This is a genomic window from Bradyrhizobium sp. USDA 4474, from assembly GCF_054057515.1.
In genome coordinates this window covers 2,450,748-2,469,815 of sequence record NZ_JBSRZJ010000002.1, presented here as the reverse complement: position 1 = coordinate 2,469,815, position 19,068 = coordinate 2,450,748, and the positions used below count along the sequence as shown (strand labels likewise).

At 65.4% G+C, this 19,068-nt stretch carries 22 protein-coding genes and 1 pseudogene; 14 read left to right on the top strand and 9 right to left on the bottom strand.

The window, feature by feature from the left end:
- Positions 1-28 precede the first annotated feature (28 nt).
- From ACVW16_RS13500 to ACVW16_RS13480, 5 genes are all read right to left on the bottom strand, one after another.
- Positions 29-850, bottom strand: coding sequence for a DUF2076 domain-containing protein (locus ACVW16_RS13500; protein WP_456699686.1), 822 nt, complete (start codon positions 848-850; stop codon positions 29-31).
- A 124-nt stretch (positions 851-974) separates the two neighbouring features.
- Entirely contained in the window at positions 975-1,823 is an 849-nt protein-coding gene (locus ACVW16_RS13495; protein WP_456737252.1) for a ChbG/HpnK family deacetylase, read from the bottom strand.
- The gene (locus ACVW16_RS13490) at positions 1,820-2,866 is read right to left on the bottom strand and encodes a glycosyltransferase family 2 protein (protein ID WP_456737253.1); all 1,047 of its coding nucleotides are present in this window, start codon (positions 2,864-2,866) and stop codon (positions 1,820-1,822) included. Before ACVW16_RS13490 ends, ACVW16_RS13495 begins: the two co-directional genes overlap by 4 nt.
- 100 nt (positions 2,867-2,966) lie before the next feature.
- Positions 2,967-3,944 (bottom strand): ATP phosphoribosyltransferase, encoded by a 978-nt coding sequence (hisG, locus tag ACVW16_RS13485; RefSeq protein ID WP_456737254.1) that lies wholly within the window; start codon positions 3,942-3,944, stop codon positions 2,967-2,969.
- 3 nt (positions 3,945-3,947) lie between these two features.
- A complete protein-coding gene (locus ACVW16_RS13480) occupies positions 3,948-5,099 on the bottom strand; it encodes an ATP phosphoribosyltransferase regulatory subunit (protein ID WP_456699682.1) in 1,152 nt (383 codons plus the stop codon).
- Positions 5,100-5,529: 430 nt separating this feature from the next.
- Between ACVW16_RS13480 and ACVW16_RS13475 the strand changes: the two genes are divergently transcribed.
- From ACVW16_RS13475 to ACVW16_RS13465, 3 genes are all read left to right on the top strand, one after another.
- Positions 5,530-6,036, top strand: coding sequence for a hypothetical protein (locus ACVW16_RS13475; protein WP_456737255.1), 507 nt, complete (start codon positions 5,530-5,532; stop codon positions 6,034-6,036).
- 203 nt (positions 6,037-6,239) lie between these two features.
- Positions 6,240-6,905 (top strand): hypothetical protein, encoded by a 666-nt coding sequence (locus ACVW16_RS13470; RefSeq protein ID WP_456802366.1) that lies wholly within the window; start codon positions 6,240-6,242, stop codon positions 6,903-6,905.
- Positions 6,856-7,059, top strand: coding sequence for a helix-turn-helix domain-containing protein (locus ACVW16_RS13465; protein ID WP_456802365.1), 204 nt, complete (start codon positions 6,856-6,858; stop codon positions 7,057-7,059). The genes ACVW16_RS13470 and ACVW16_RS13465 overlap by 50 nt, the downstream gene beginning before the upstream one ends.
- Before the next feature lie 120 nt (positions 7,060-7,179).
- Here the strand turns inward: ACVW16_RS13465 and ACVW16_RS13460 are convergent, their stop codons facing one another.
- Complete coding sequence (locus ACVW16_RS13460) at positions 7,180-7,935, bottom strand: 16S rRNA (uracil(1498)-N(3))-methyltransferase (protein WP_456738282.1); 756 nt, start codon at positions 7,933-7,935, stop codon at positions 7,180-7,182.
- A 208-nt stretch (positions 7,936-8,143) separates the two neighbouring features.
- On the opposite strand from ACVW16_RS13460, the pseudogene ACVW16_RS13455 reads away from it, so the two are divergent.
- Positions 8,144-8,804, top strand: a pseudogene (locus ACVW16_RS13455) (hypothetical protein).
- The gene (gene ubiA / locus ACVW16_RS13450; protein ID WP_456737256.1) at positions 8,801-9,733 is read left to right on the top strand and encodes a 4-hydroxybenzoate octaprenyltransferase; all 933 of its coding nucleotides are present in this window, start codon (positions 8,801-8,803) and stop codon (positions 9,731-9,733) included. Before ACVW16_RS13455 ends, ubiA begins: the two are co-directional and overlap by 4 nt.
- On the opposite strand, the gene ACVW16_RS13445 is transcribed toward ubiA, so the two are convergent.
- The gene (locus ACVW16_RS13445; protein ID WP_456699676.1) at positions 9,730-10,248 is read right to left on the bottom strand and encodes a DUF6101 family protein; all 519 of its coding nucleotides are present in this window, start codon (positions 10,246-10,248) and stop codon (positions 9,730-9,732) included. The genes ubiA and ACVW16_RS13445 overlap by 4 nt on opposite strands.
- Before the next feature lie 263 nt (positions 10,249-10,511).
- Between ACVW16_RS13445 and ACVW16_RS13440 the strand changes: the two genes are divergently transcribed.
- The 7 genes from ACVW16_RS13440 to ACVW16_RS13410 all read left to right on the top strand — a co-directional run bounded on the left by ACVW16_RS13440 (position 10,512) and on the right by ACVW16_RS13410 (position 16,644).
- Positions 10,512-11,903 carry a TldD/PmbA family protein gene (locus tag ACVW16_RS13440; RefSeq protein ID WP_456737257.1) on the top strand — a complete coding sequence of 464 codons (1,392 nt, stop codon included), beginning with the start codon at positions 10,512-10,514 and terminating at the stop codon, positions 11,901-11,903.
- Complete coding sequence (locus ACVW16_RS13435; protein ID WP_456737258.1) at positions 11,890-12,702, top strand: inositol monophosphatase family protein; 813 nt, start codon at positions 11,890-11,892, stop codon at positions 12,700-12,702. Before ACVW16_RS13440 ends, ACVW16_RS13435 begins: the two co-directional genes overlap by 14 nt.
- 59 nt (positions 12,703-12,761) lie before the next feature.
- Entirely contained in the window at positions 12,762-13,010 is a 249-nt protein-coding gene (locus tag ACVW16_RS13430; protein ID WP_456699673.1) for a DUF4170 domain-containing protein, read from the top strand.
- Entirely contained in the window at positions 13,007-13,720 is a 714-nt protein-coding gene (locus tag ACVW16_RS13425) for a lysophospholipid acyltransferase family protein (RefSeq protein WP_456802364.1), read from the top strand. Before ACVW16_RS13430 ends, ACVW16_RS13425 begins: the two co-directional genes overlap by 4 nt.
- Entirely contained in the window at positions 13,683-15,041 is a 1,359-nt protein-coding gene (locus ACVW16_RS13420) for a 3-deoxy-D-manno-octulosonic acid transferase (RefSeq protein WP_456737259.1), read from the top strand. The genes ACVW16_RS13425 and ACVW16_RS13420 overlap by 38 nt, the downstream gene beginning before the upstream one ends.
- Entirely contained in the window at positions 15,034-16,050 is a 1,017-nt protein-coding gene (lpxK, locus tag ACVW16_RS13415) for a tetraacyldisaccharide 4'-kinase (protein WP_456737260.1), read from the top strand. The genes ACVW16_RS13420 and lpxK overlap by 8 nt, the downstream gene beginning before the upstream one ends.
- 258 nt (positions 16,051-16,308) lie before the next feature.
- Entirely contained in the window at positions 16,309-16,644 is a 336-nt protein-coding gene (locus ACVW16_RS13410; RefSeq protein WP_456737261.1) for a GYD domain-containing protein, read from the top strand.
- Between the two features lie 140 nt (positions 16,645-16,784).
- On the opposite strand, the gene ACVW16_RS13405 is transcribed toward ACVW16_RS13410, so the two are convergent.
- Positions 16,785-17,312 (bottom strand): hypothetical protein, encoded by a 528-nt coding sequence (locus ACVW16_RS13405; RefSeq protein WP_456737262.1) that lies wholly within the window; start codon positions 17,310-17,312, stop codon positions 16,785-16,787.
- A gap of 177 nt (positions 17,313-17,489) precedes the next feature.
- Between ACVW16_RS13405 and ACVW16_RS13400 the strand changes: the two genes are divergently transcribed.
- Entirely contained in the window at positions 17,490-17,792 is a 303-nt protein-coding gene (locus ACVW16_RS13400) for a hypothetical protein (RefSeq protein WP_456699667.1), read from the top strand.
- A 16-nt stretch (positions 17,793-17,808) separates the two neighbouring features.
- On the opposite strand, the gene ACVW16_RS13395 is transcribed toward ACVW16_RS13400, so the two are convergent.
- A complete protein-coding gene (locus tag ACVW16_RS13395) occupies positions 17,809-18,036 on the bottom strand; it encodes a DUF2093 domain-containing protein (RefSeq protein WP_212327099.1) in 228 nt (75 codons plus the stop codon).
- Between the two features lie 195 nt (positions 18,037-18,231).
- Between ACVW16_RS13395 and ACVW16_RS13390 the strand changes: the two genes are divergently transcribed.
- Positions 18,232-19,065: a dienelactone hydrolase family protein gene (locus tag ACVW16_RS13390; protein WP_456699666.1), complete on the top strand. Its 834-nt coding sequence runs from the start codon at positions 18,232-18,234 to the stop codon at positions 19,063-19,065.
- The last annotated feature ends 3 nt before the right edge of the window (positions 19,066-19,068 follow it).

Below are 19,068 nucleotides of genomic sequence, written 5' to 3'. Positions count from 1 at the left end.
GCCGTTTCTGCTTGGCGCTGGCGCAGCCTCACGCGTAATCGCTGCCGCCGTCGTCTCCGCCGCCGAAATCGCTGTCGTCGGCGACGTCCGTATTGCCGTCGTCGTTGTTGTCGAAATTCTGGTCGTTGTTGTCCTGATCGTTCGATCCCTGGTCGAGGAAGCCCTGACGGGAATCCCGGTTCGATCCGATGTCATCGAGGCCGGCATCGCGCGCAAGCGAGCCGCCGGACTGGTCGCCGCCCCAGGGACCGCCACCGCCGCGTTCCTCGATGATGGTGGTGTCGCCAAAAGCCTGATGCGATCCGCCGCCCATCATGCCGCGAATACTGGAGAGCAGCAGCGAGCCGCCGACCACGCCGGCCGCGGCTGCCGCCGCGGTGCCGAGAAACGAGCCGCCGCCACCACCGACCGGCGGGGCGCCGTAACCTTGTCCATACCCCTGGCCTTGCCCGTAAGCCTGTCCATAGGGCGGCTGGCCGTAACCCGGCTGGGCCTGCTGCATCGCCTGGCCGCTGTTCCAGACCGGCCGCTGCTCGCGCGGCGGCACGTTCGGAACCGAGCCGCGCGACGGACTCGAGCCGAACAGCGTGTCGCGCATCGTATCCAGGAAGCCGCCGGACTGGGGCTGCTCCGGCGCATGGGCCGCTTCCAGCTCCTGGATGCGGTTATGTGCGCGCCTGAGCGCCTCGTCCTGCAGCAGCGTGGTCTGCACCAGCGCATAGACCGCGCCCGGCGCCTTGCGCAAGCCGTCCGAAATCGCGGCGATCGCGTCGGGATCGCGCGGTGCATTTTCCAGCTTCGAAAGCCGGTCGAAAAGCTCGTCCACGAGCTGGCGTTCCTGCGGCGTCATGGTCATCTCCCTCGCGCGAAACAAGCGCAAGCGGGATGTAGGGTTCCATTGTGGCCCCAACAGTGGCCGCCGGATTAAATTTCGGTATGCGACAAATGGGCCCGTGGCTTGGCTTTCGCCGCTTTCATCCCAATGTCACATCACTGGTCGCGAGCAGCTGCGCGAAGGCGTCGCTGGCGAGATAGCCATGCTCGCGCTCCCGGACGTCCGTCATCGGGTCGAGACCGGTGAGGATCTCGTCGACGAAGCCCGGATGGCACATCACGAGGCCGCCCTCGGGAAGACCCTCGAGGAATTGGCGCATCAGCGCGCCGAAATCAGCCGCCCGCGTGAAGTCGTAGGCCCCCGCAAAGGCAGGATTGAATGCGAGACCGGCGCGCCCCGCACGCTTGCGGAATTGCGCGCTGAGGATATCGAGCACCATCGCCTTTGGAGACGTCAGCCGTTGCGCCAGCGGCAGATCCCGGCCGCCCTGGCGCACCCATGCCTTCGGCGCGATCTCCGCGACGGCCTCGACAAAGCCGTCACGCACTTGCGGAAACAACTGCACATGCTGATGGCCGTCGACGAAGTCGGGCGCGCGGCCGAAGGCTTCGGCAAAGGCCGCAAGCTGTGCCCGCACCTCGTTGCGAAAAAATTCGCTGTCGAGCCGCCGCATCAATCCGGCGCGCAGCAGCTTTGGAAAGGCCATGAACATGTCGCCGTCGAGCGGACGGAAATGCATGGTGAGCGGCCGGAATGGCGCCGATAGGGTCACATGCAAACCGATCGCGCAGCGCGGGCTTGCCTCCGCTACGGCCTGAAGGGTCTCGACCTCGTGCGGCGCGATCGCGGGACCTACCATCATCACCGAGGTCGCATTGAGGCGGCCGCGTTCGATCAGGTCGCGGATGGCGCGGTTGACGCCCGGGCTGATGCCGTAATCGTCGGCGCAGAGCCAGATCTGCCGCGGCGCTGCCGCAGCCGCGCTCATTCGGCCGCCGTCCTGTTCGGCGCGTCGGTGGCCTTGTCGGCCTCGAAGTGCTTTTCGCTGTGCTCGGCGACGAAGTAGATCGGACGCGCTTTCAGCTCGGAGAGGATCTTGCCGATATATTCGCCGACGATGCCGATCATGATGAGCTGCACGCCGCCGATCGTCATCAGGCCGACCACCAGCGAGGGATAGCCGGGCACCTGCTTGCCCGTCGTGAACACTTCCCAGAGGATCGAGAGCCCGAACAGGAAGGCGATGCCGGCCAGCAGCACGCCGAGCAGGCTGGCAAAGCGCAGGGGCGCGACCGAGAACGACGTGACGCCCTCGATCGACAGGCCGAGCAGGCGCGCGGCGCTGAACGTCGTCACGCCGTGGACACGCTCTGCTGGCTCATAGTCGACGCGGATCTGACGGAAGCCGATCCAGCTTGCCAGTCCCTTGAAGAAGCGGTTGCGCTCCGGCAGCTGCCTGAGGGCCGCGACCGCGCGGGGCGACAGCAAGCGGAAGTCGCCGGCGTCTTCCGGGATTTTCTGGCGGGCGCCCCAATTGATCAGCGCGTAGAAGCCGCGCCCGGCGAGCCGCCGCAGGAAAGGTTCGTTGTCGCGGTGCGCCTTGGCGGTATAGACGACGTCGTAGCCGTCCTCGATCCAGTGCCGCACCAGCTGCTCGACCAGATCGGGCGGATGCTGGCCGTCGCCGTCCATGAACATGACCGCGCCCAGGCGGGCATGGTCGAGGCCGGCCATCAGTGCCGCCTCCTTGCCGAAATTGCGCGACAGCGAGACGACCTGGACGTCGACCGCGTCAGCCGGCAACGAGCGCGCGACCGAAAGTGTCGCATCCGCGCTGCCGTCGTCGACATAAACGACCTCGCAGGCAAGGCGGTAGCGTCGCCGCAGGGTCTTGGCGATGTCGCAGATGCGCTGGTGCAGGACCGCAAGGCCGGCCGCCTCGTTGTAGACGGGAACGACAATCGACAGCCCTTTCGCAGCCGCAGTCGCCGCGGTGGTGGTCAGGCCGGAAACGTCAGAGCCCAGCGTCATTGATCGGGGTTCCAGAGGGCGTTCGAGATCATCTCAACAGCATATGATAGCTGAGGCTTGCTGTCGCTACGCTGAACGGAGCAGCTCGACACCTTTGGGCTCACTGCCGCAGGAACGCTTCGAGCTTGGCGAACAGCGGGTTCTCCCGGTCGAACACGTAGTCGAGCGAAACCACGGAGACGGTCTCGGCGCCATGTTCGCGCAGGAAGCTCGCGAGCGCATAGATTTGCCCGGGCGGGCAGTGCAGCGTGAGCATTCCCGACGATGTCGGTCCGCCGAACGGAGCCACAACGCCGAATCGGCTGTGAGCTTCGCCGAGCAGGGCCGCGTCGCATTGCCGGAAGCGGGTCCGGACCTCGCGGTACTTGTTGGCCCGCGCCCGTGCCGCGATGTGGTCGAGGATGACGCGCGCGGTCTCGCGGGCCTGCGGCGACCAGTCGGCGTCCTTCGAGGCGACCAAATTGGCCTGGCTGCGCAGGATCACGCCGTCGTCGAGCACGCGCAAGCCGTTGGCGGCGAGCGTCGCACCTGTCGTGGTGATGTCGACGATCAACTCGGCGCTGCCAGCCGCCGGCGCGCCTTCGGTCGCGCCCGCGCTTTCGACGATGCGGTAATCGGCGATGCCCCGCTGCGAGAAGAACGCGCGCGTGAGGTTGATGAACTTGGTCGCGACCCGCATCCGCATGTGATGCTGCTCGCGGAAACCGGTGGCGACGTCGTCGAGATCCGCCATGGTGCGCACGTCGATCCACGCCTGCGGCACCGCGACCACGACGTCGGCATAACCGAAGCCGAGACCGTCGATCAGCGACACGCGCGTCTCCGCATCGGCGATATTCTCGCGCACCAGGTCCTCGCCGGTGACGCCGAAATGCGCGAGGCCGCGGGACAGCTGCGATGCGATCTCGCTCGCCGAGAGATAGGCGACTTCGACATTGTCGAGGCCCGCGATGGTGCCGCGATAGTCGCGGGCGCCGCCGGCCTTGGACAGCTTGAGCCCGGCGCGGGCGAAGAAGGCCTCGGTGTTTTCCTGCAGGCGGCCCTTGGAGGGAACGGCCAGAACGAATGGCGCGCTCATGACTTAAGCTCCCACCTTGCGGCCGATCCTAGTCAGCGCATCGACCCAGACCGAGAAGCCGACGGCCGGAATGGGGGTCCGCGATCCGAGTTGGGTCATCAGTCCATCATAGCGGCCACCCGCAACCAGCGGCTCGGCGCCGTTGCCCCGGTGATGCAGCTCGAACTCAAAGCCGGTGTAATAATCGAGCCCACGCCCGAACGCGGTCGAGAAGCGCGTGGTCTTCACGTCGATGCCGCGCGCGGCCATGAAGCCGACCCGGCTCTCGAGCTGGTCGATCGCCCCGGCGAGGTCGAGCTTGGCGTCGGCGGTGAGCGCGCGCAGCGCGGCGACGGCCTCATCGGGATTCCCCGAGATCGACAGGAAGCGCTTCAGCACGGTGATCGCCTCGCGCGGCAACGCACCGCCCTTCAGCGTCGATTGCTCGAGGAAGCGGTCGGCGATCTCGGCCGTGGTACGGCCGCCGACATTGGTGGTGCCGGCGATCGACATCAAATCGGTGACGAAGGCCAGCGCCGCCTTGCGGTCGGAGCCGGCGAGGGCGGCCAGCACGCCCTCATATTCGCTGCGGGTCGCGGTGGTCTCGGCTGCCAGCCGCTCCAGATCCTGCTCGAGGCTGATCTTGCGGTTGAAGTCCTTGACCAGGCGGCGGCGCCAGACCGGATAAAGGTCGAGCGCGTCGAGCAGAGCGTTGAACAGCGCGACGTCGCCGGTCCGGATCTCGACGTCGCGCACGCCGAAGGCGGCGGTCGCCTCCAGTGCCAGCGCCAGCGTCTCGGCATCGGCGGCGGCGCTGTCCTGGCGGCCGAACGACTCGATCCCGGCCTGGAGGAATTGACTGCTGTGGCCGCTGCGGTAGCGGAACACGGGACCCAGATAGCTGAACCCGGCCGGCTGGCCGGCGCGGCTGGAGGCGAGGTAGTCGCGCGCCACCGGGATCGTCAGGTCGGGGCGCAGGCAAAGCTCCTCGCCCGACAGGTCCGTGGTCAGATAGAGGCTTTTGCGGATGTCCTCGCCGGACAGGTCGAGGAACGGCTCGGCCGGTTGCAGGATGGCGGGCTCGGCCCTGACGTAGCCGGCCTGCGCAAACGACAACAGCAGCGTATCCGCCCAGGCGGCGGAGCCGGCAGCATTCGAGGTGGCAGTCGCGGTCATCTCTGGGGTCCATGGTTCCGGTGGAACCGGGCGAGGGCAGGGGTGCCAGGGAGGCACAGGATTTCGCGCAGCCCTTAGCATGGCCGGAAAACGGTTTCGACCTCCAAAGGATCAATCGCTTAACGAGTTTGGAGCCCCTGACGTACGGTAACAAAATACCTTGTGCCGAGATGGGCTGCTGGCAACGGTGGCCGATGCGCTATGAATGTTTGGGCATCTCCGGTGGCGTCGGATGCGGCCTCGTCAGCGGGCCGCTGCGCCCGATCGAGCATTCAGTGCGGTTCGCCTCCATGCACCCGCGTCCGCAGGCCCACGAGATCATGATGAAGATTGAGCGTGGCTGGCAAATTGCCGCATACTCAATTTGGGTATGTCGGATGATACGTCCGCTGCAGCCATCGTTTACAAGATGAATGCTGGTTTCCGATTCATGCGCAATACTTCAGACATCATCCGGACGGTCTCGCGACACACACTGGCCTACATGCTGTTTTCGATCAGCGAGATGTTCCGGAATTACGACGAATTCGATCCGATGGACCTTCTGATCGTTCATGCGATTCTCAATGCGAACGTCATCAACGTGATGAACGATCCGGCGCTGGACGAGAAATTTTCCAGCATTCACACGGTCGAGCCGGATGTGATCAAGCAGGGCGTGTCCCGCGCGGCGCTCTCTCGCTTCCTCAGCCTGCCGCTGGAGACGGTTCGCCGTCGCGTGACGGGGCTGAAGAGACGGAAAATTCTGGCGGAGACCAAGGCGGGGCTGATCGTGACCGAGCAGAACGCATTCAAGTTCGGCAACAACCACGAACTACAGAAGACCAACATGTTGCTGCTCACGAAACTGCTTCGCGATCTCAAGCGCGCCGGCATCAATGGGCCGGATGATTTGCGGGCGCCCGAGCGCGCTGCAGCGACCGGGAAGGGGAGGTAAGCGGCAGGACGATGGATCGGAGCCCTCTCAACATTGCTTGCGATGAAGCGCAGAAGGGCGCCTCGGAGTGCGCGTTGTCGTTCCAGGGCCTCAAGCCATCCACCGCGCTCGAGCTCCGGTCGTATGACATCGATCATTTCGGCGACAGTGAGAGATATGCCGGCGCATCCAGCATGCCCTTGTCTGCTGGCTCGACGGCGATCATGCGCGCGCGGCTCAGTCTTCCGAACCTGAGCCTGTCTCTGGTGAAGACCTTCCCGCGGATTATCCGTGGCTATCAGCTCGCGCATGCCGCCGCCGTGGTGGTGCCGATGGATCACGTCACCTCGACCCGCATCAACGGGCAATCGATCGGCAGCTCGGTCGTCATTCTGAAGGGGGTATCCGACTGCCTGGTCTATGAGCCGGTCGGTCGTCTGATCGGTGTCGTCTACTTCACGCCGCCCGCGTGCGAGCCCTGGTGCCATCTGGATGATGGTTATCATTTGCTGAGCCTGGCCTCGAACGAGCTCGCCTCTTTGCGTGGCCTGATCTCCACGACCCTCGAAACCGCCGCCAACGATCCGGACTATTTGGCCCGGCCGGCGTCGCAAACGGCGCTCGAACAATCCCTGCTCAGCGCGATGGATGCGGTCATTCGCTCCGGCGTAAACAGCAAATCCGTGCATGCCACCACGGCGAGCTACCTGCGGATCGTCGCCGACATGGAAAGACTGATCCGGCACGATCTGACGATCTGGCTCAAGATGACCGAAATGGCGGAGCGTGTGGGCGTGTCGGTTCCGCACGCTGCAGAGTGCGACGCAGGCCATCTGCGGCATGAGCCCGCATCGCTATGGCCGGGTCCTGCGACTCTGGTCGGTGCGTAGGCAGTTGCGCGTCGGTCCGGGACGACGCAGCGTGAAGGCCTGCGCGATTGCACATGGCTTCTGGCATCTCAGTGAGTTTGCGGCGAGCTACAGGGCCGCGTTCGGAGAGCTGCCCTCCGAGACCCTGAATCGATCGCTGCGCGAGCACAGCTGACGCAGGGATCGCAATCCTGGTCCGTCATGGAAAAGGGCTCGATCGGCTTGCTCGGTCACCTCTCCCCAACGGGGAGATGTGAGCCCTGGCCGGCATCCATCAACAAAAACTCATCCGTTTTCAGCTGCCCCTGCCGCCCCAGTCGCCCAGTACAGCCTGGACCAATGCCAACGCCGCGACCGCAGCCGTGTCGGCGCGCATGATCCGCGGGCCCAGGGCGAGCCGCAGGATTTTCGGTTGCCGCAGCAGCAGGGCACGCTCCTCCTCGGCAAAACCGCCTTCAGGGCCGATCAGCACGTCGAGACCTTGGCCGGTCTGGCGGGCATCCAGCAGGCTCTGAATGGGGCTTTGAAGCTCCGCCGCCTCATCGCAGAAAATCAGCAAGCGTTCGGCCGGGCGCTGACTGAGATAGCGGTCGAGCGGCACCGGCTCGTTGACCGTGGCGATGCTCAAAATGCCGCATTGCTCGGCCGCCTCGACGACGTTGGCGCGCATGCGCTCGGTGTTGACCCGGGAGGCCTGGGTGAACCGGGTCAGGACCGGTTGAAGCGTGGCGGCGCCCATCTCGATGGCCTTCTGGACCATATAATCGAGCCGGGCATGCTTGAGCGGGGCGAAGACGTAAGCAAGATCAGCCGGCCGGTCCTGGGGCCGGACCTGCTGGAGAATGATGAGGTTGTCGGGCCGCTTGCGGCCGTCGATGGCGGCCTGCCATTCGCCGTCACGGCCGTTGAACGCCAGGACTTCGGCCCCGGCGCCAAGCCGCAGCACGTTGCCGAGATAGTTGCTCTGGTCGCGGTCGAGCGGAACCTTGGCATCCTGTGCCAGGGGGGCGTCGACGAACAGGCGGGGGCCGCGAAAATCGTAGGAAGCCATCATTCAGGTCCGATTTGTCGCCGTTTCTTAACCGAAACCGGTCCATTGGGGGTAAATATCGCCCGATTGGTGCGTCGGCACGCCGCGCTCTTGCCCTATTCGACGGGTTGTTAAGCGCCGGCAGGAATCGTAAGAACGCGAGCACGCTGGTTGCGCTTCATTTGGGCAGGCGCCGAAACCCGTAGCCCCTGCCGGAGAGACTATCTTGATGATCCGTCGTTTGATGGTTCCGATCACCGCTGCCATGGTCGCCATGGGCGCCGCGGGAGCTTATGCCCAGGGGTTCCCGGCGCCGCTGCCCAATCAGGGCGCAAGCGATCCGGCGTTTCCGCCCGTCAACGGCCGGGCGCCGGTTGCCTCGATCGGCGGCGCGCCGCAAGCCTCCGTTCCCGACCAACGGCGCGGCCCCCATCGGTGGCGCCGGCGCTTTCAGTGCGGCCCCGCCGACGCAGGCCGGTCCCGGCGAGGACTGCATGAAGGCGTTCATGCCGCTCCGCGAGGAAGCCGAGAAGCGCGGCAAGCTGATCAAGGCCGCCAGCGATCGCCACGCCCCGCCTGACGAAGCCTGCAAGTTGATCAGGAACTTCAGCCAGGCTGAGCTCAAGATGATCAAATACATCGAGAGTCACGCCGCCAAATGCGGAATCCCGCCGAACGTCGGCGAGCAGATGAAGACCGGTCACAAGAATACCGAGTCGATGCAGACGAAGGTCTGCAACGTCGCGCAGCAGATGGCCAACCAGCCGCGCGGCCCGGCCGGGCCGTCGCTGAGCGAGGTGTTGGGTTCGGGCACTGCGCCGGAAGCCAATGCCGGCAAGAAGGGCGGTAGCACCTTCGACACGCTCAACGGCAACGTTCTCACCCGATGAGTGACGCATCCGCCCGCGTTGCCGACTCTACCGGCAACTGGGTCGATACGCTTGCGCCGCACTGGGCGCGGCCCTATTTGCGGCTGTCCCGCTTTGATCGTCCGATCGGTTCCTGGCTGCTCCTGATGCCATGCTGGTGGTCTGCGGCGCTCGCTAGCGGCATGGCGCATGACGTCCACCGCCTGCCGCGCGTGATCGTACTGTTCTTCATCGGCGCCTTCGTGATGCGCGGCGCCGGCTGCACCTGGAACGACATCACCGATCGTGACCTCGACGACAAGGTCGAGCGCACGCGCTCGCGGCCGCTGCCGTCAGGGCAGGTGACGACGAAGCAGGCGCTGGCCTTCATGGTCGCGCAGGCGCTGATCGGTCTCGTGGTGCTGCTGCAGTTCAACCGCTTCGCGGTCGCGACCGGCATCGCCTCGCTTCTGATCGTCGCCGTCTACCCTTTCATGAAGCGCATCACCTGGTGGCCGCAGATCGTGCTCGGGCTGGCCTTCTCCTGGGGCGCGCTGATGGGATTCGCCGTCACCTTCGGACACATCGGTGTCACTGCGCTGGTGCTCTACGCCGGCGCGATTTCGTGGGTAATCGGCTACGACACGATCTATGCGCATCAGGATGCCGAGGACGACGCGCTGATCGGCATCAAGTCCACCGCGCGCCTGTTCGGCGCGCATACGCATCGGGCGCTGATCCTGTTCTATGGGGTGGCGGTGATGCTGATCGGTGTCGCGCTGGCGTCAGGCGATGCGCGATGGCCGGCGTGGCTCGGGCTTGCCGCCTTTGCCGCGCATCTGGCGTCGCAGATCATGCGGCTCAGGATCGACGATCCTGAGCTGTGCAAGCGGCTGTTCTATTCGAACAAGTATGCCGGGGCCTTGCTGTTCGCGGGATTGCTGGCCGACGCGGTGATCCGCGCGGCCTAGGTCCGCGCGATGATCTCGCGCTCCGCACGATGAATCGGCAGCTCGCGCGCCATGGCGGTGCGGCGGCGCATCAAAAATTTCGGACGACGATCGCGGATCGCATTGGCGCGGCGGCGACGCGGTGCCGGCTTGCGGGCAGCTTCGTCGAGCTGCGGCAGCGCGAACAGCTCGCTCCAGATCGCCCAGGCCTCGGCGAGATCGTCACCATCGGCGCTGATCAGCAGCGGAACGGAGAGTGAGGGGTCGCGATGCACCAGCACGAGGGTCTGCGCCGCGTCACTGCCGCGCAGCGCGACGCCGGTGAAGTCGCTGACACGCACGTTGATCGCCATCTGCATGCCGCGAACGGCACGGCGTAACACGACACGTTCGCGATGAAGCTCGACCTGCCTGGTATAGCCGTCGGCACGCGGATCATGCGCATCGAAGCGGACCGGAAGGGAAAGAGGGTCGAGCCGCAGAGAGCGGCTCGACCCGGTGGGGTTGACCCCACATGTTGCTGTTTGACGCCTCACGGCTTTCGTTCTCCCCGCCAGGATTATGTTCCCGGTCGATGCGAGGACCTTAACGCGGGCCTTTCCGAAACCGCTTAAAAAGGCTGGTTAACCCACCGTCACTGCGGCTCATGATTGACAAGACCTTGGCGCGCATGATTGACGAGACGTTGCGCGAGAGCAGCGAATCTGAGCTTTTACAGGCTGAAAATGCTTGAAGTCCGTGCGATCAGGGCACATCTGTGGTTCCGGTCCCCGAACCCCGCCCCAACAGGATTTCGTTTGTGAACCCTTCACCAAGCTCGACGCTTTCGTCCAAAGCCAATCGCGACCTGTTCGATCAGTCCGCGCTCTCCGATCTCGCGCAGCGCCTGGTCGAGGCGGCGAAGCGCGCCGGCGCGGATGCGGCCGATGCGGTCGCGGTGCGCGGCATCTCGCAAGGCGTCGAGGTGCGCGACGGCCGCGTCGAGGAATCCGAGCGCTCCGAAGGCGACGATGTCGGCCTGCGCGTGCTGGTCGGCCAGCGCCAGGCCGTAGTCTCCACCAATGACGCGAGCGGGGACGCCGTGACCAAGCTTGCCGAGCGCGCCGTCGCGATGGCGCGGGTTGCGCCCGATGACAAATATGTCGGGCTCGCCGATCCAGCGCTGCTCGCGCGCGATTTCCCCGATCTCGATCTGCTCGATCCCGATGTGCCCGCCACGGCCGAGCTCGAGCGCCGCGCGCTTGAGGCCGAGGCTGCGGCACTTGCCGTGAAGGGCGTGAGCAAATCCGGCGGCGCTTCGGCTTCCGCTGGCATCGGCGGCATGGTGCTCGTCACCTCGACCGGCTTCCACGGCTCTTATCTGCGTTCCAGCCAGGGCATCTCGGCGACCGCCATCGTCGGTGAAGGCACCAGCATGGAGCGCGACTACGACTTCACCTCGGCGCCGCACGGTGCCGATCTGCTGTCGCCCGAGACCGTCGGCCGCTCCGCCGGCGAGCGCACCGTGGCGCGCTTCGGTCCGCGCAAGGTCGAGACCTGCAAGGTGCCGGTCGTGTTCGATCCGCGCGTTGCAGGTTCACTGGTCGGCCATGTCGTCGGCGCCATCAACGGCGCCTCGATCGCACGCAAGACCAGCTTCCTCAAGGACAAGCTCGGCCAGCAGCTGTTTGCGAGAAACATCCGCATCGTCGACGATCCCCTGCGCAAGCGCGGCCTGCGCTCGCAGACGTTCGACGCCGAGGGCGTCGCCGTGAAGAGAACTGCACTGATCGACGAGGGCGTGCTGACGACCTGGCTGCTCGACTGCGCCACCGCGCGCGAGCTCGGTCTCACCACCACCGGCCATGCCCATCGCGGCGTCTCGTCCTCACCATCGCCCGGACCGTACAATCTGCATCTCGAGCCGGGCACACCGACGCCGGCCGAACTCATCGCCGACATCAAGCAGGGCTTCTACGTCACCGATCTGATCGGCTCCGGGGTCAACGGCGTCACCGGCGATTACAGCCGTGGCGCTTCCGGCTTCTGGATCGAGAATGGCGAGCTTACCTATCCCGTCAGCGAGGTGACGATCGCCGGCCACCTGTTCGAGATCTTCAAGTCGATGCAGCCGGCCAACAATCTCGAGTTCCGTTACGGCATCAATGCGCCGACGGTGCGCATCGAGGGTTTGACGCTTGGCGGGCGCTGATCTTTCGGACGCGACCATCCTGAGGCGCGATGTAGCGTTGCTGCAAGACACGGTGCGGGAGGCGGGCGCGCTCGCGCACTCGATGTTCCGCACCGAGCTGAAGACGTGGATCAAGGGCGCATCCTCGCCGGTTTCGGAAGCCGACATCGCGGTCAACGATTTTCTGGAAGGGCGCCTGCGCGGCGCCAGGCCTGATTATGGCTGGCTGTCGGAGGAAAGCGCCGAGGATGCGACCCGGTTGTCGCGGCGGCTGACCTGGGTGGTCGATCCGATCGACGGCACACGCAATTATTTGAATGGCCATGACGAATGGTGCGTCAGCGTCGCGCTGGTCGAGGATGCCTCGCCCGTGCTGGCGGCGGTGTTCGCGCCTGCCAGCGGCGAGTACTTTTTCGCCGTCCGCGGCCAGGGCTCGCTGCTGAATGACAAGCCCGTGCGGGCAACACCCGGGACCGCGCTCGATTTCGCACGCGTCGCAGGCCCCAAGCCTCTGGTCGAGCGCCTGAAGCCGTCACTCGGCGACATCAAGCTGCATCCGCGAATCGGCTCGCTGGCGCTGCGGCTGTGCCGGGTCGCCAATGGCGGGCTCGATGCGGCCTTTGCCGGCGGCAATAGCCATGATTGGGACCTTGCGGCGGCCGATTTGATCGTGCAGGAAGCGGATGGTAGGATGAGCGACCTCTCTGGAGATCCCATCTTCTATAATCGCCGGGAAGTGACGCACGGGGTGCTTGTGGCAGCGGGACGCGATCGTCATGCGAGCATTGTCGCGCATTTTCGAAACCGTCCCCCGGCCTGAGCATCGTCGCCGCGCTTGTCGAACACTGCTTGCCGGGCAACCTGTTAGGAACCGAATCCATGTCAGATAGCGCCCCGCAACAACTGCTTCACCTCGTCATCGGGGGTGAGTTGCTCGATCTCGAGCACAACACCTTCAAGAACCTCGACGATGTCGAGATCGTCGGCCTGTATCCGAACTATGCCTCCGCCCATGTGGCCTGGCGTGCCAAGGCGCAGAGCACGGTCGACAATGCGCAGATGCGCTATTTCATCGTCCACCTCCATCGGCTGCTCGACCCCAACCAAGAACCGAAGCCGGCGCGTTGAAAAAACTGCTTCGCAATGCGCTGCGAAGCAGCCTTGTTCAGCGTGCCGCCGGGGTCCTGGCGGCCGAATATCTGCGCTTTGTCTGGCGGACCAACAGGTTCACGTTCGATCCACCCGACGTCTACGACCTCGTCGAGCCGCAGATGCCGGCGATTTTCGCATTCTGGCACGGCCAGCATTTCCTCACTCCGTTCATCAAGAACAAGGATTCCTACCGCGCCAAGGTCCTGATCTCCCGCCACCGCGACGGCGAGTTCAACGCGATCGCGGTCGAGCGGCTCGGCGTCGGCACCGTCAGGGGGGCCGGGGATCACGGCGGCGCCTTCCACCGCAAGGGCGGGGTCGGCGCCTTCAGGGAAATGGTGTACACGCTCGAGGACGGTTGTAATGTCGCGCTGACCGCCGATGTGCCGAAGCGCTCGCGCGTGGCAGGCCTCGGCATCATCATGCTGGCACGGGAATCGGGGCGGCCGATCATGCCTTTTGCAATGGCGACCAGCCGCTTCATCCGGCTCAAGAACTGGGACCGCACCACCATCAACCTGCCGTTCGGCCGTGGCGTCCTGGTCGGCATCAAGGAAATTCACGTCCCCGCGGATGCCGATGCGGCCACCATGGAAGCGCTGCGGCTGGATCTGGAAGAGACTCTGAACGAAGCGACTCGTCGCGCCTATGAGCAACTCGGCCGGCCGGGACCTGCAGATGGCTAGCTCGCTGCCCAACTCGCTGCCCAAGTCCTTGCCGATGACGCTGCGGATGTATCGGCGCCTCGCCACCGGCCTGGTGCCGCTCGCGCCTGCGCTGATCAAGCGGCGGCTGAAGCAGGGCAAGGAAGATCCCGCGCGCGTCGGCGAGCGGCGGGGGCTCTCCCGCGACGTGCGGCCGCACGGCCCGCTGGTCTGGATTCACGGCGCCAGCGTCGGCGAGGTGCTGGCGGCAGCCGCGCTGATCGAGCGCCTGCGCGATCTCAACCTCCGCATCCTGCTCACCTCGGGCACCGTCACTTCGGCTGCCGTCGTGGCCAAGCGTTTTCCGCCCGACGTCATCCATCAATACGTGCCGTATGATTCCCCGCGCTACGTTGCGCGCTTCCTCGATCACTGGCAGCCGTCGCTGGCGCTGTTCATCGAATCCGACCTCTGGCCGAATCTGATTCTGGCGGGCGCGGCGCGCCGGGTGCCGATGGTGCTGATCAACGGGCGGATGTCGCCGCGCTCCTTCCCGCGCTGGCGGCGGATGCACGGCACCATCTCGGCGCTGCTGTCGCGCTTCGACATCTGCCTCGCGCAGTCGAAGCTGGACGCCGAACGCTTCTCCGCGCTCGGTGGCCGCGACGTCGTCACGACAGGCAATCTCAAGCTCGACGTGCCGGCGCCGCCCGCCGATCCCGCCAAGCTCGAGCGGCTGATGGCGACGACGCGCGGGCGTCCGATCATCGTCGCGGCCTCGACCCATCCGGGCGAGGACGAGATGCTGGTCGCCGCGCACCGCAGCCTCGCCGGCGTCTTTCCGCATCTTCTGACCGTGATCGTGCCGCGGCATCCGGATCGCGGCTCATCGATTGCGGGCATGATCGCGGCGTCGGGCCTGAAGCCGGCGCTGCGCTCGCGCGACGAGCAGCCGACCGCCGTGACCGACGTCTATGTCGCCGACACCATGGGCGAGCTCGGCCTGTTCTACCGCCTCTCGCAAGTCGTGTTCATCGGCAAATCGCTGGTCGGCGAAGGCGGACAGAATCCGATCGAGGCGATCAAGCTTGGTGCGGCGATCGTCCACGGACCGAACGTCGCCAATTTCAGCGAACTCTATGCGGCCCTCGACCAGAGCGGCGGCGCGCGCCAGGCCGACACGCAGGAGGCGCTGACCAGGCAGCTCGGCCTGTTGCTGGCCGAGCCGACGGTGCGCGACAAGATGCAGCGCGCCGGCGCCGGCGTGGTCGAGCAGCTCGGCGGCGCGCTGGATCGCACGATGACGGCGCTCGAGCCGTATCTGATGCAATTGCGGATCGAGATGGGAGCCGCCAATGCGTGAGCCGGCCTTCTGGTACCGGCCGCGTTCCCCGAAGTCGCATCTGCTCAGTCCATTGGGCGCGCTCTATGGCGCCATCGCCGCACGCCGCATGGCGCGCACGGGTTTTGACGCCGGCATTCCCGTGCTCTGCGTCGGCAATTACCATGTCGGCGGCGCCGGCAAGACGCCGACCGTGCTGGCGTTGACCAGGCTGTTGCGCGAGCTCGGCGAGACCCCGGTGGTGCTCAGCCGCGGCTATGGCGGGCGCTTGCACGGCCCGGTCATGGTCGATCGGTTTCGTCACACCGCCGCCGATATCGGCGACGAGCCGTTGATGATGGCGCGCGACGTTGCCGTCGCGGTGGCACGCGATCGCCGCGACGGCGTCGCGCTGGCGAAATCGCAAGGCGCCACCGTGATCCTGATGGATGACGGCTTTCAGAACCCCCTTCTGTTGAAGGATGCCTCGCTGATCGTGATCGACAGCGAACGCGGCCTCGGCAACGGCAAGGTGTTCCCTGCGGGCCCCCTGCGCGCGCCGCTGAGAGCGCAGCTCGCGCGCACCGATGCGCTGGTGCTGATCGGCGACGGTCAAGCCGCGGGGGATGTCGCTGCCCAGCTGGCTGCGCGCAACAAGCCGGTGCTGCGCGCGCATCTGAAGCCGGATGCGGCCTCGGTCGCGCAGCTCTCCGGCAAACCTGTCTTCGCATTTGCCGGCATCGGCGATCCCGAGCGCTTCTTCCGCACATTGCGCGCCAGCGGCATCACCGTCGCGCGCACGCGCGCCTTCGCCGATCACCACGTGTTTTCGCAAGCCGAGATCGCCGCGCTCGTGGCGGATGCCTCGCGCGAGCAGCTCACGCTGGCAACGACGGAAAAAGATCTCGCGCGCCTGTGCGGCACCGATTGTGTGCCTGATGGCATCATGCCGTTCGCGGTCCAGCTCGAGTTCGATGAACCGGAAAAGCTGCGGCGATTGATCGGCGATCATCTGTACAACGCGCGCGAGCGCCGATTCAGCGCGCCTTGATCTCGTACGTTGGGCAACGTTTCTGCCCTAGCCCGAAAGCGACATGTCGCCGCTGGCGGAATCCTCTTCCGCGTGTTCGGGAGTTGATGTAGCCTTCGATGAGAGCCGTCACCGGGACGTGCCGAACTCCCGGCAATTATCGGCGGCGTTGATGCCCACGGCGGGCAGCGTACCTTGCCATTTCAAATGCGGTGGCCGGAACGACGAGTTCGGAACGGCAGGGAGGACTGTTTTCAAAAGCTCAGAGGAGAACATGCCATGCATTTTTGCCTCACAGGTCAATACACCCCACGCGCTCTCAATGCCATCCTGGAAAATCCCACGACCAATCGCCAGGAAGCGGCGAGAAAACTCATCGAGGCGGCCGGCGGAAAGCTGATATCGATGTACAGCGTTGCGACCGACGGCCCAGGCGTTCTCGTGATCTTCGACGTGCCTGATCCGAGTGCGGCCCCGGCCATCTCGGGGCTCACCGTGACGGCGGGCACCCTGCAGAACGTGAAGCTGACGCGCTTGTTCACCCAGGACGAGATCAAGCAGGTTCGCCAGAACGCCGCGAAGCTGCGTTCATCGTATTCGCCGCCCGGAAGCTGACATCCGGATTGGAAGCGGGCCGCCGCAATCGTGCTACGCGGCGGCAACGCTTCCCACGTGGAGCAAAACATCCCAGCTCGAGGTGAAGTGCGCTGGCGTCCATTGACGGACGACGGCGCGGTGCGTGTGTCCGGGTCGCTTCAGTGGGGCACGTGGTGAGCGGGCTTGCGATGTGTGTCCATCCCGCCATCGGAAGTCCGAGTTGCGGGGAGATGATCCGCGTCGAGAGCTTCAGCGCGTTCAGGTGCGATCAGAAGCTGTTTTCGCATCTCAGCGAGACGGGCGCGGCAATATTCACGATAGAGCAACTCGAATATGGCGGACATGATCACCCCATCGTTTGGCTTGATATTCCACCGCGAATTTTCGTGGTGATCGTAGCCCGCCAGATGGCTCTTCGATATGAGCCCGTTCACAGACTGCGTCGGTTCCAAAGCGCGATGGCCGTTTGGGCGACTTGATTGTCCGTGCGATAAAAAGAGCAGGGCCGATGACCTAGCATGCAGTGTAGCAGCCTTGTGTTTCACCAGCACTTCGTCAAACAACTTGAGGGCGCCGATCCGCAAAAAAATTCCAACCACAGAGCGAACTGACTTGCCGGGAAGTGCAGCGACTTTTCGATGCAATGCTTTGGCGGAAGAGTCCGCCAGCCCGGCCAGCTGCCGCAACTGATCAGCGATCGTCGTTACGAGGCCCGCGAGCGGCGCTTCAGCACGCGATGATCTCGCCGCAAGACAGATCTCGTAGGGGTTAGTCGAAGGCGTAACTTACCCTTCGGCATTCCGCTATTCAGCCGACATTCATCGCAAGACCGCTATCGCTCTCCGGCGATCCTGGAGACTCCGATGAAACCGTTCTCTGCTGCCCTCGCCGCCGGTCTTGTGTGTCTGATCGTTGCGCCGGTGTTTGCGCAGACGCCGCCCGCTGCTCCGGCCGCCGCGGTGCCGGTTCCCGCGACCAAGCGCGTGACGTGTCTCGGCTCGACGCAGAATCTGAAAGGGCAGGACAAGCGCGACCAGATGCAGCTCTGCATGGCACAGGCGCGGCTCGATTGCCTGAAACAGGCGATCGATCAGAAGGTGGTCGGCGAAGCGCGCAAGAGTGCGATCAAGACCTGCGTGGGCACCGATGATCCCAGGCAGCAATAGCCGCGCGCGCGAAGCCTCACGATTGCGGTTTCGGCGCGTTGGGGAAATGCCGCTGCAGCACGGCGGCGGGCGTGGCGTAGGCTTCCTGCAGGTCCACGCTCCAATATTTCAGCTCGTCGAGCGGGATCCGCGTGTCGGTGATGGCGCAGCGCACGAACGTGCCCGGCGAGATCACGCGGAAGTCGCCGTCGAGATATTGCACCTGCGCTTCGCCATTGCCCGAGGGGCCGAACTTGTTCAGCACGGTCGAAAGTCTCCGTGGAAGGGCCCTCCCTGGAAATCCTTGATGGAAGACCTCGGGGGGTACGATGTGTTGGACCTGAAGTAGCACAGATAGGGTGGCTTGTCCGCCCGTTAAACCCACCGGTTTGTGATGTTTTGCCGCCGTTTGTGCATGATAGTGCTGGGAGCCTTACGGTACCGCCTGGGACAGAGTCCGATGCGTTTTCGACTGACCGCCCTGTTCCTGACTGTCTCGATGTCGGCCGCGCACGCGGCTGCGGCGTCGTCGGCGCCTGCGCAGGTCGAGATTCCCCTGTCGTCGGGCATCCTTCATGCGCAGCTGTTCAAGCCCGAGGGCGCGGGGCCGTTCCCGACCGTGATCGCGCTGCACGGCTGCGGCGGCCTCGGCAGCCGGTCCGATTCCGTCCAGCCGCGCTATCGAGACTGGGCCGAACGTCTGCTCAAGGCGGGCAATGCCGTGCTGCTGCCCGACAGCTACGGCTCGCGCGAGCTTGGGCCGCAATGCCGCGTCAAGGATACGCACGTCAAGGCGCGGCGCGAACGCGTCACCGACATTGCGGCGTCGCGGGCCTGGCTGATGAAGCAGAATTGGGTGGCGCGCGACCGTGTCAGCCTGATCGGCTGGGCCAACGGCGCCAGCGCGCTGCTCTGGGCCGTGCGTCCGCAAGCGGTGGCGCGCGAAACAGGCCCGGATTTCCGCGCCGCGATCGCGTTCTATCCGGATTGCCGGATCTCCGCCGGCCTCGGCTGGAGCACGCGGGTGCCGACGCTGGTGTTGATCGGCGCCAATGACGACGTCTCGTCGCCGCCGGCCTGCCGCCAGATGGTGGACGGCGCGCATGGCCGCAGCGCGCTCGCGCGTATCGTGGTCTATCCCGGCGCCTATCACGATTTCGACCGGGCCAACACGCCGCTGCACGCCGCCGCCGCCAGCAGCGACGCCGCCGCGCCCGACCGCGGCCATCTCGGCACCGATACCGAAGCGCGCGCGGAATCGCAGAAGGAAGTCGCGGAGTGGCTGGCGCGGTAGCAA

Coding starts and splice junctions, on each gene's coding strand:
- ACVW16_RS13500 (WP_456699686.1), bottom strand. CDS start 850: ATGACGCCGCAGGAACGCCAGCTCGTGGACGAGCTTTTCGACCGGCTT.
- ACVW16_RS13495 (WP_456737252.1), bottom strand. CDS start 1,823: ATGAGCGCGGCTGCGGCAGCGCCGCGGCAGATCTGGCTCTGCGCCGAC.
- ACVW16_RS13490 (WP_456737253.1), bottom strand. CDS start 2,866: ATGACGCTGGGCTCTGACGTTTCCGGCCTGACCACCACCGCGGCGACT.
- hisG (WP_456737254.1), bottom strand. CDS start 3,944: ATGAGCGCGCCATTCGTTCTGGCCGTTCCCTCCAAGGGCCGCCTGCAG.
- ACVW16_RS13480 (WP_456699682.1), bottom strand. CDS start 5,099: ATGACCGCGACTGCCACCTCGAATGCTGCCGGCTCCGCCGCCTGGGCG.
- ACVW16_RS13475 (WP_456737255.1), top strand. CDS start 5,530: ATGCGCAATACTTCAGACATCATCCGGACGGTCTCGCGACACACACTG.
- ACVW16_RS13470 (WP_456802366.1), top strand. CDS start 6,240: ATGCGCGCGCGGCTCAGTCTTCCGAACCTGAGCCTGTCTCTGGTGAAG.
- ACVW16_RS13465 (WP_456802365.1), top strand. CDS start 6,856: ATGAGCCCGCATCGCTATGGCCGGGTCCTGCGACTCTGGTCGGTGCGT.
- ACVW16_RS13460 (WP_456738282.1), bottom strand. CDS start 7,935: ATGGCTTCCTACGATTTTCGCGGCCCCCGCCTGTTCGTCGACGCCCCC.
- ubiA (WP_456737256.1), top strand. CDS start 8,801: ATGAGTGACGCATCCGCCCGCGTTGCCGACTCTACCGGCAACTGGGTC.
- ACVW16_RS13430 (WP_456699673.1), top strand. CDS start 12,762: ATGTCAGATAGCGCCCCGCAACAACTGCTTCACCTCGTCATCGGGGGT.
- ACVW16_RS13420 (WP_456737259.1), top strand. CDS start 13,683: ATGAGCAACTCGGCCGGCCGGGACCTGCAGATGGCTAGCTCGCTGCCC.
- lpxK (WP_456737260.1), top strand. CDS start 15,034: ATGCGTGAGCCGGCCTTCTGGTACCGGCCGCGTTCCCCGAAGTCGCAT.
- ACVW16_RS13410 (WP_456737261.1), top strand. CDS start 16,309: ATGCATTTTTGCCTCACAGGTCAATACACCCCACGCGCTCTCAATGCC.
- ACVW16_RS13400 (WP_456699667.1), top strand. CDS start 17,490: ATGAAACCGTTCTCTGCTGCCCTCGCCGCCGGTCTTGTGTGTCTGATC.
- ACVW16_RS13390 (WP_456699666.1), top strand. CDS start 18,232: ATGCGTTTTCGACTGACCGCCCTGTTCCTGACTGTCTCGATGTCGGCC.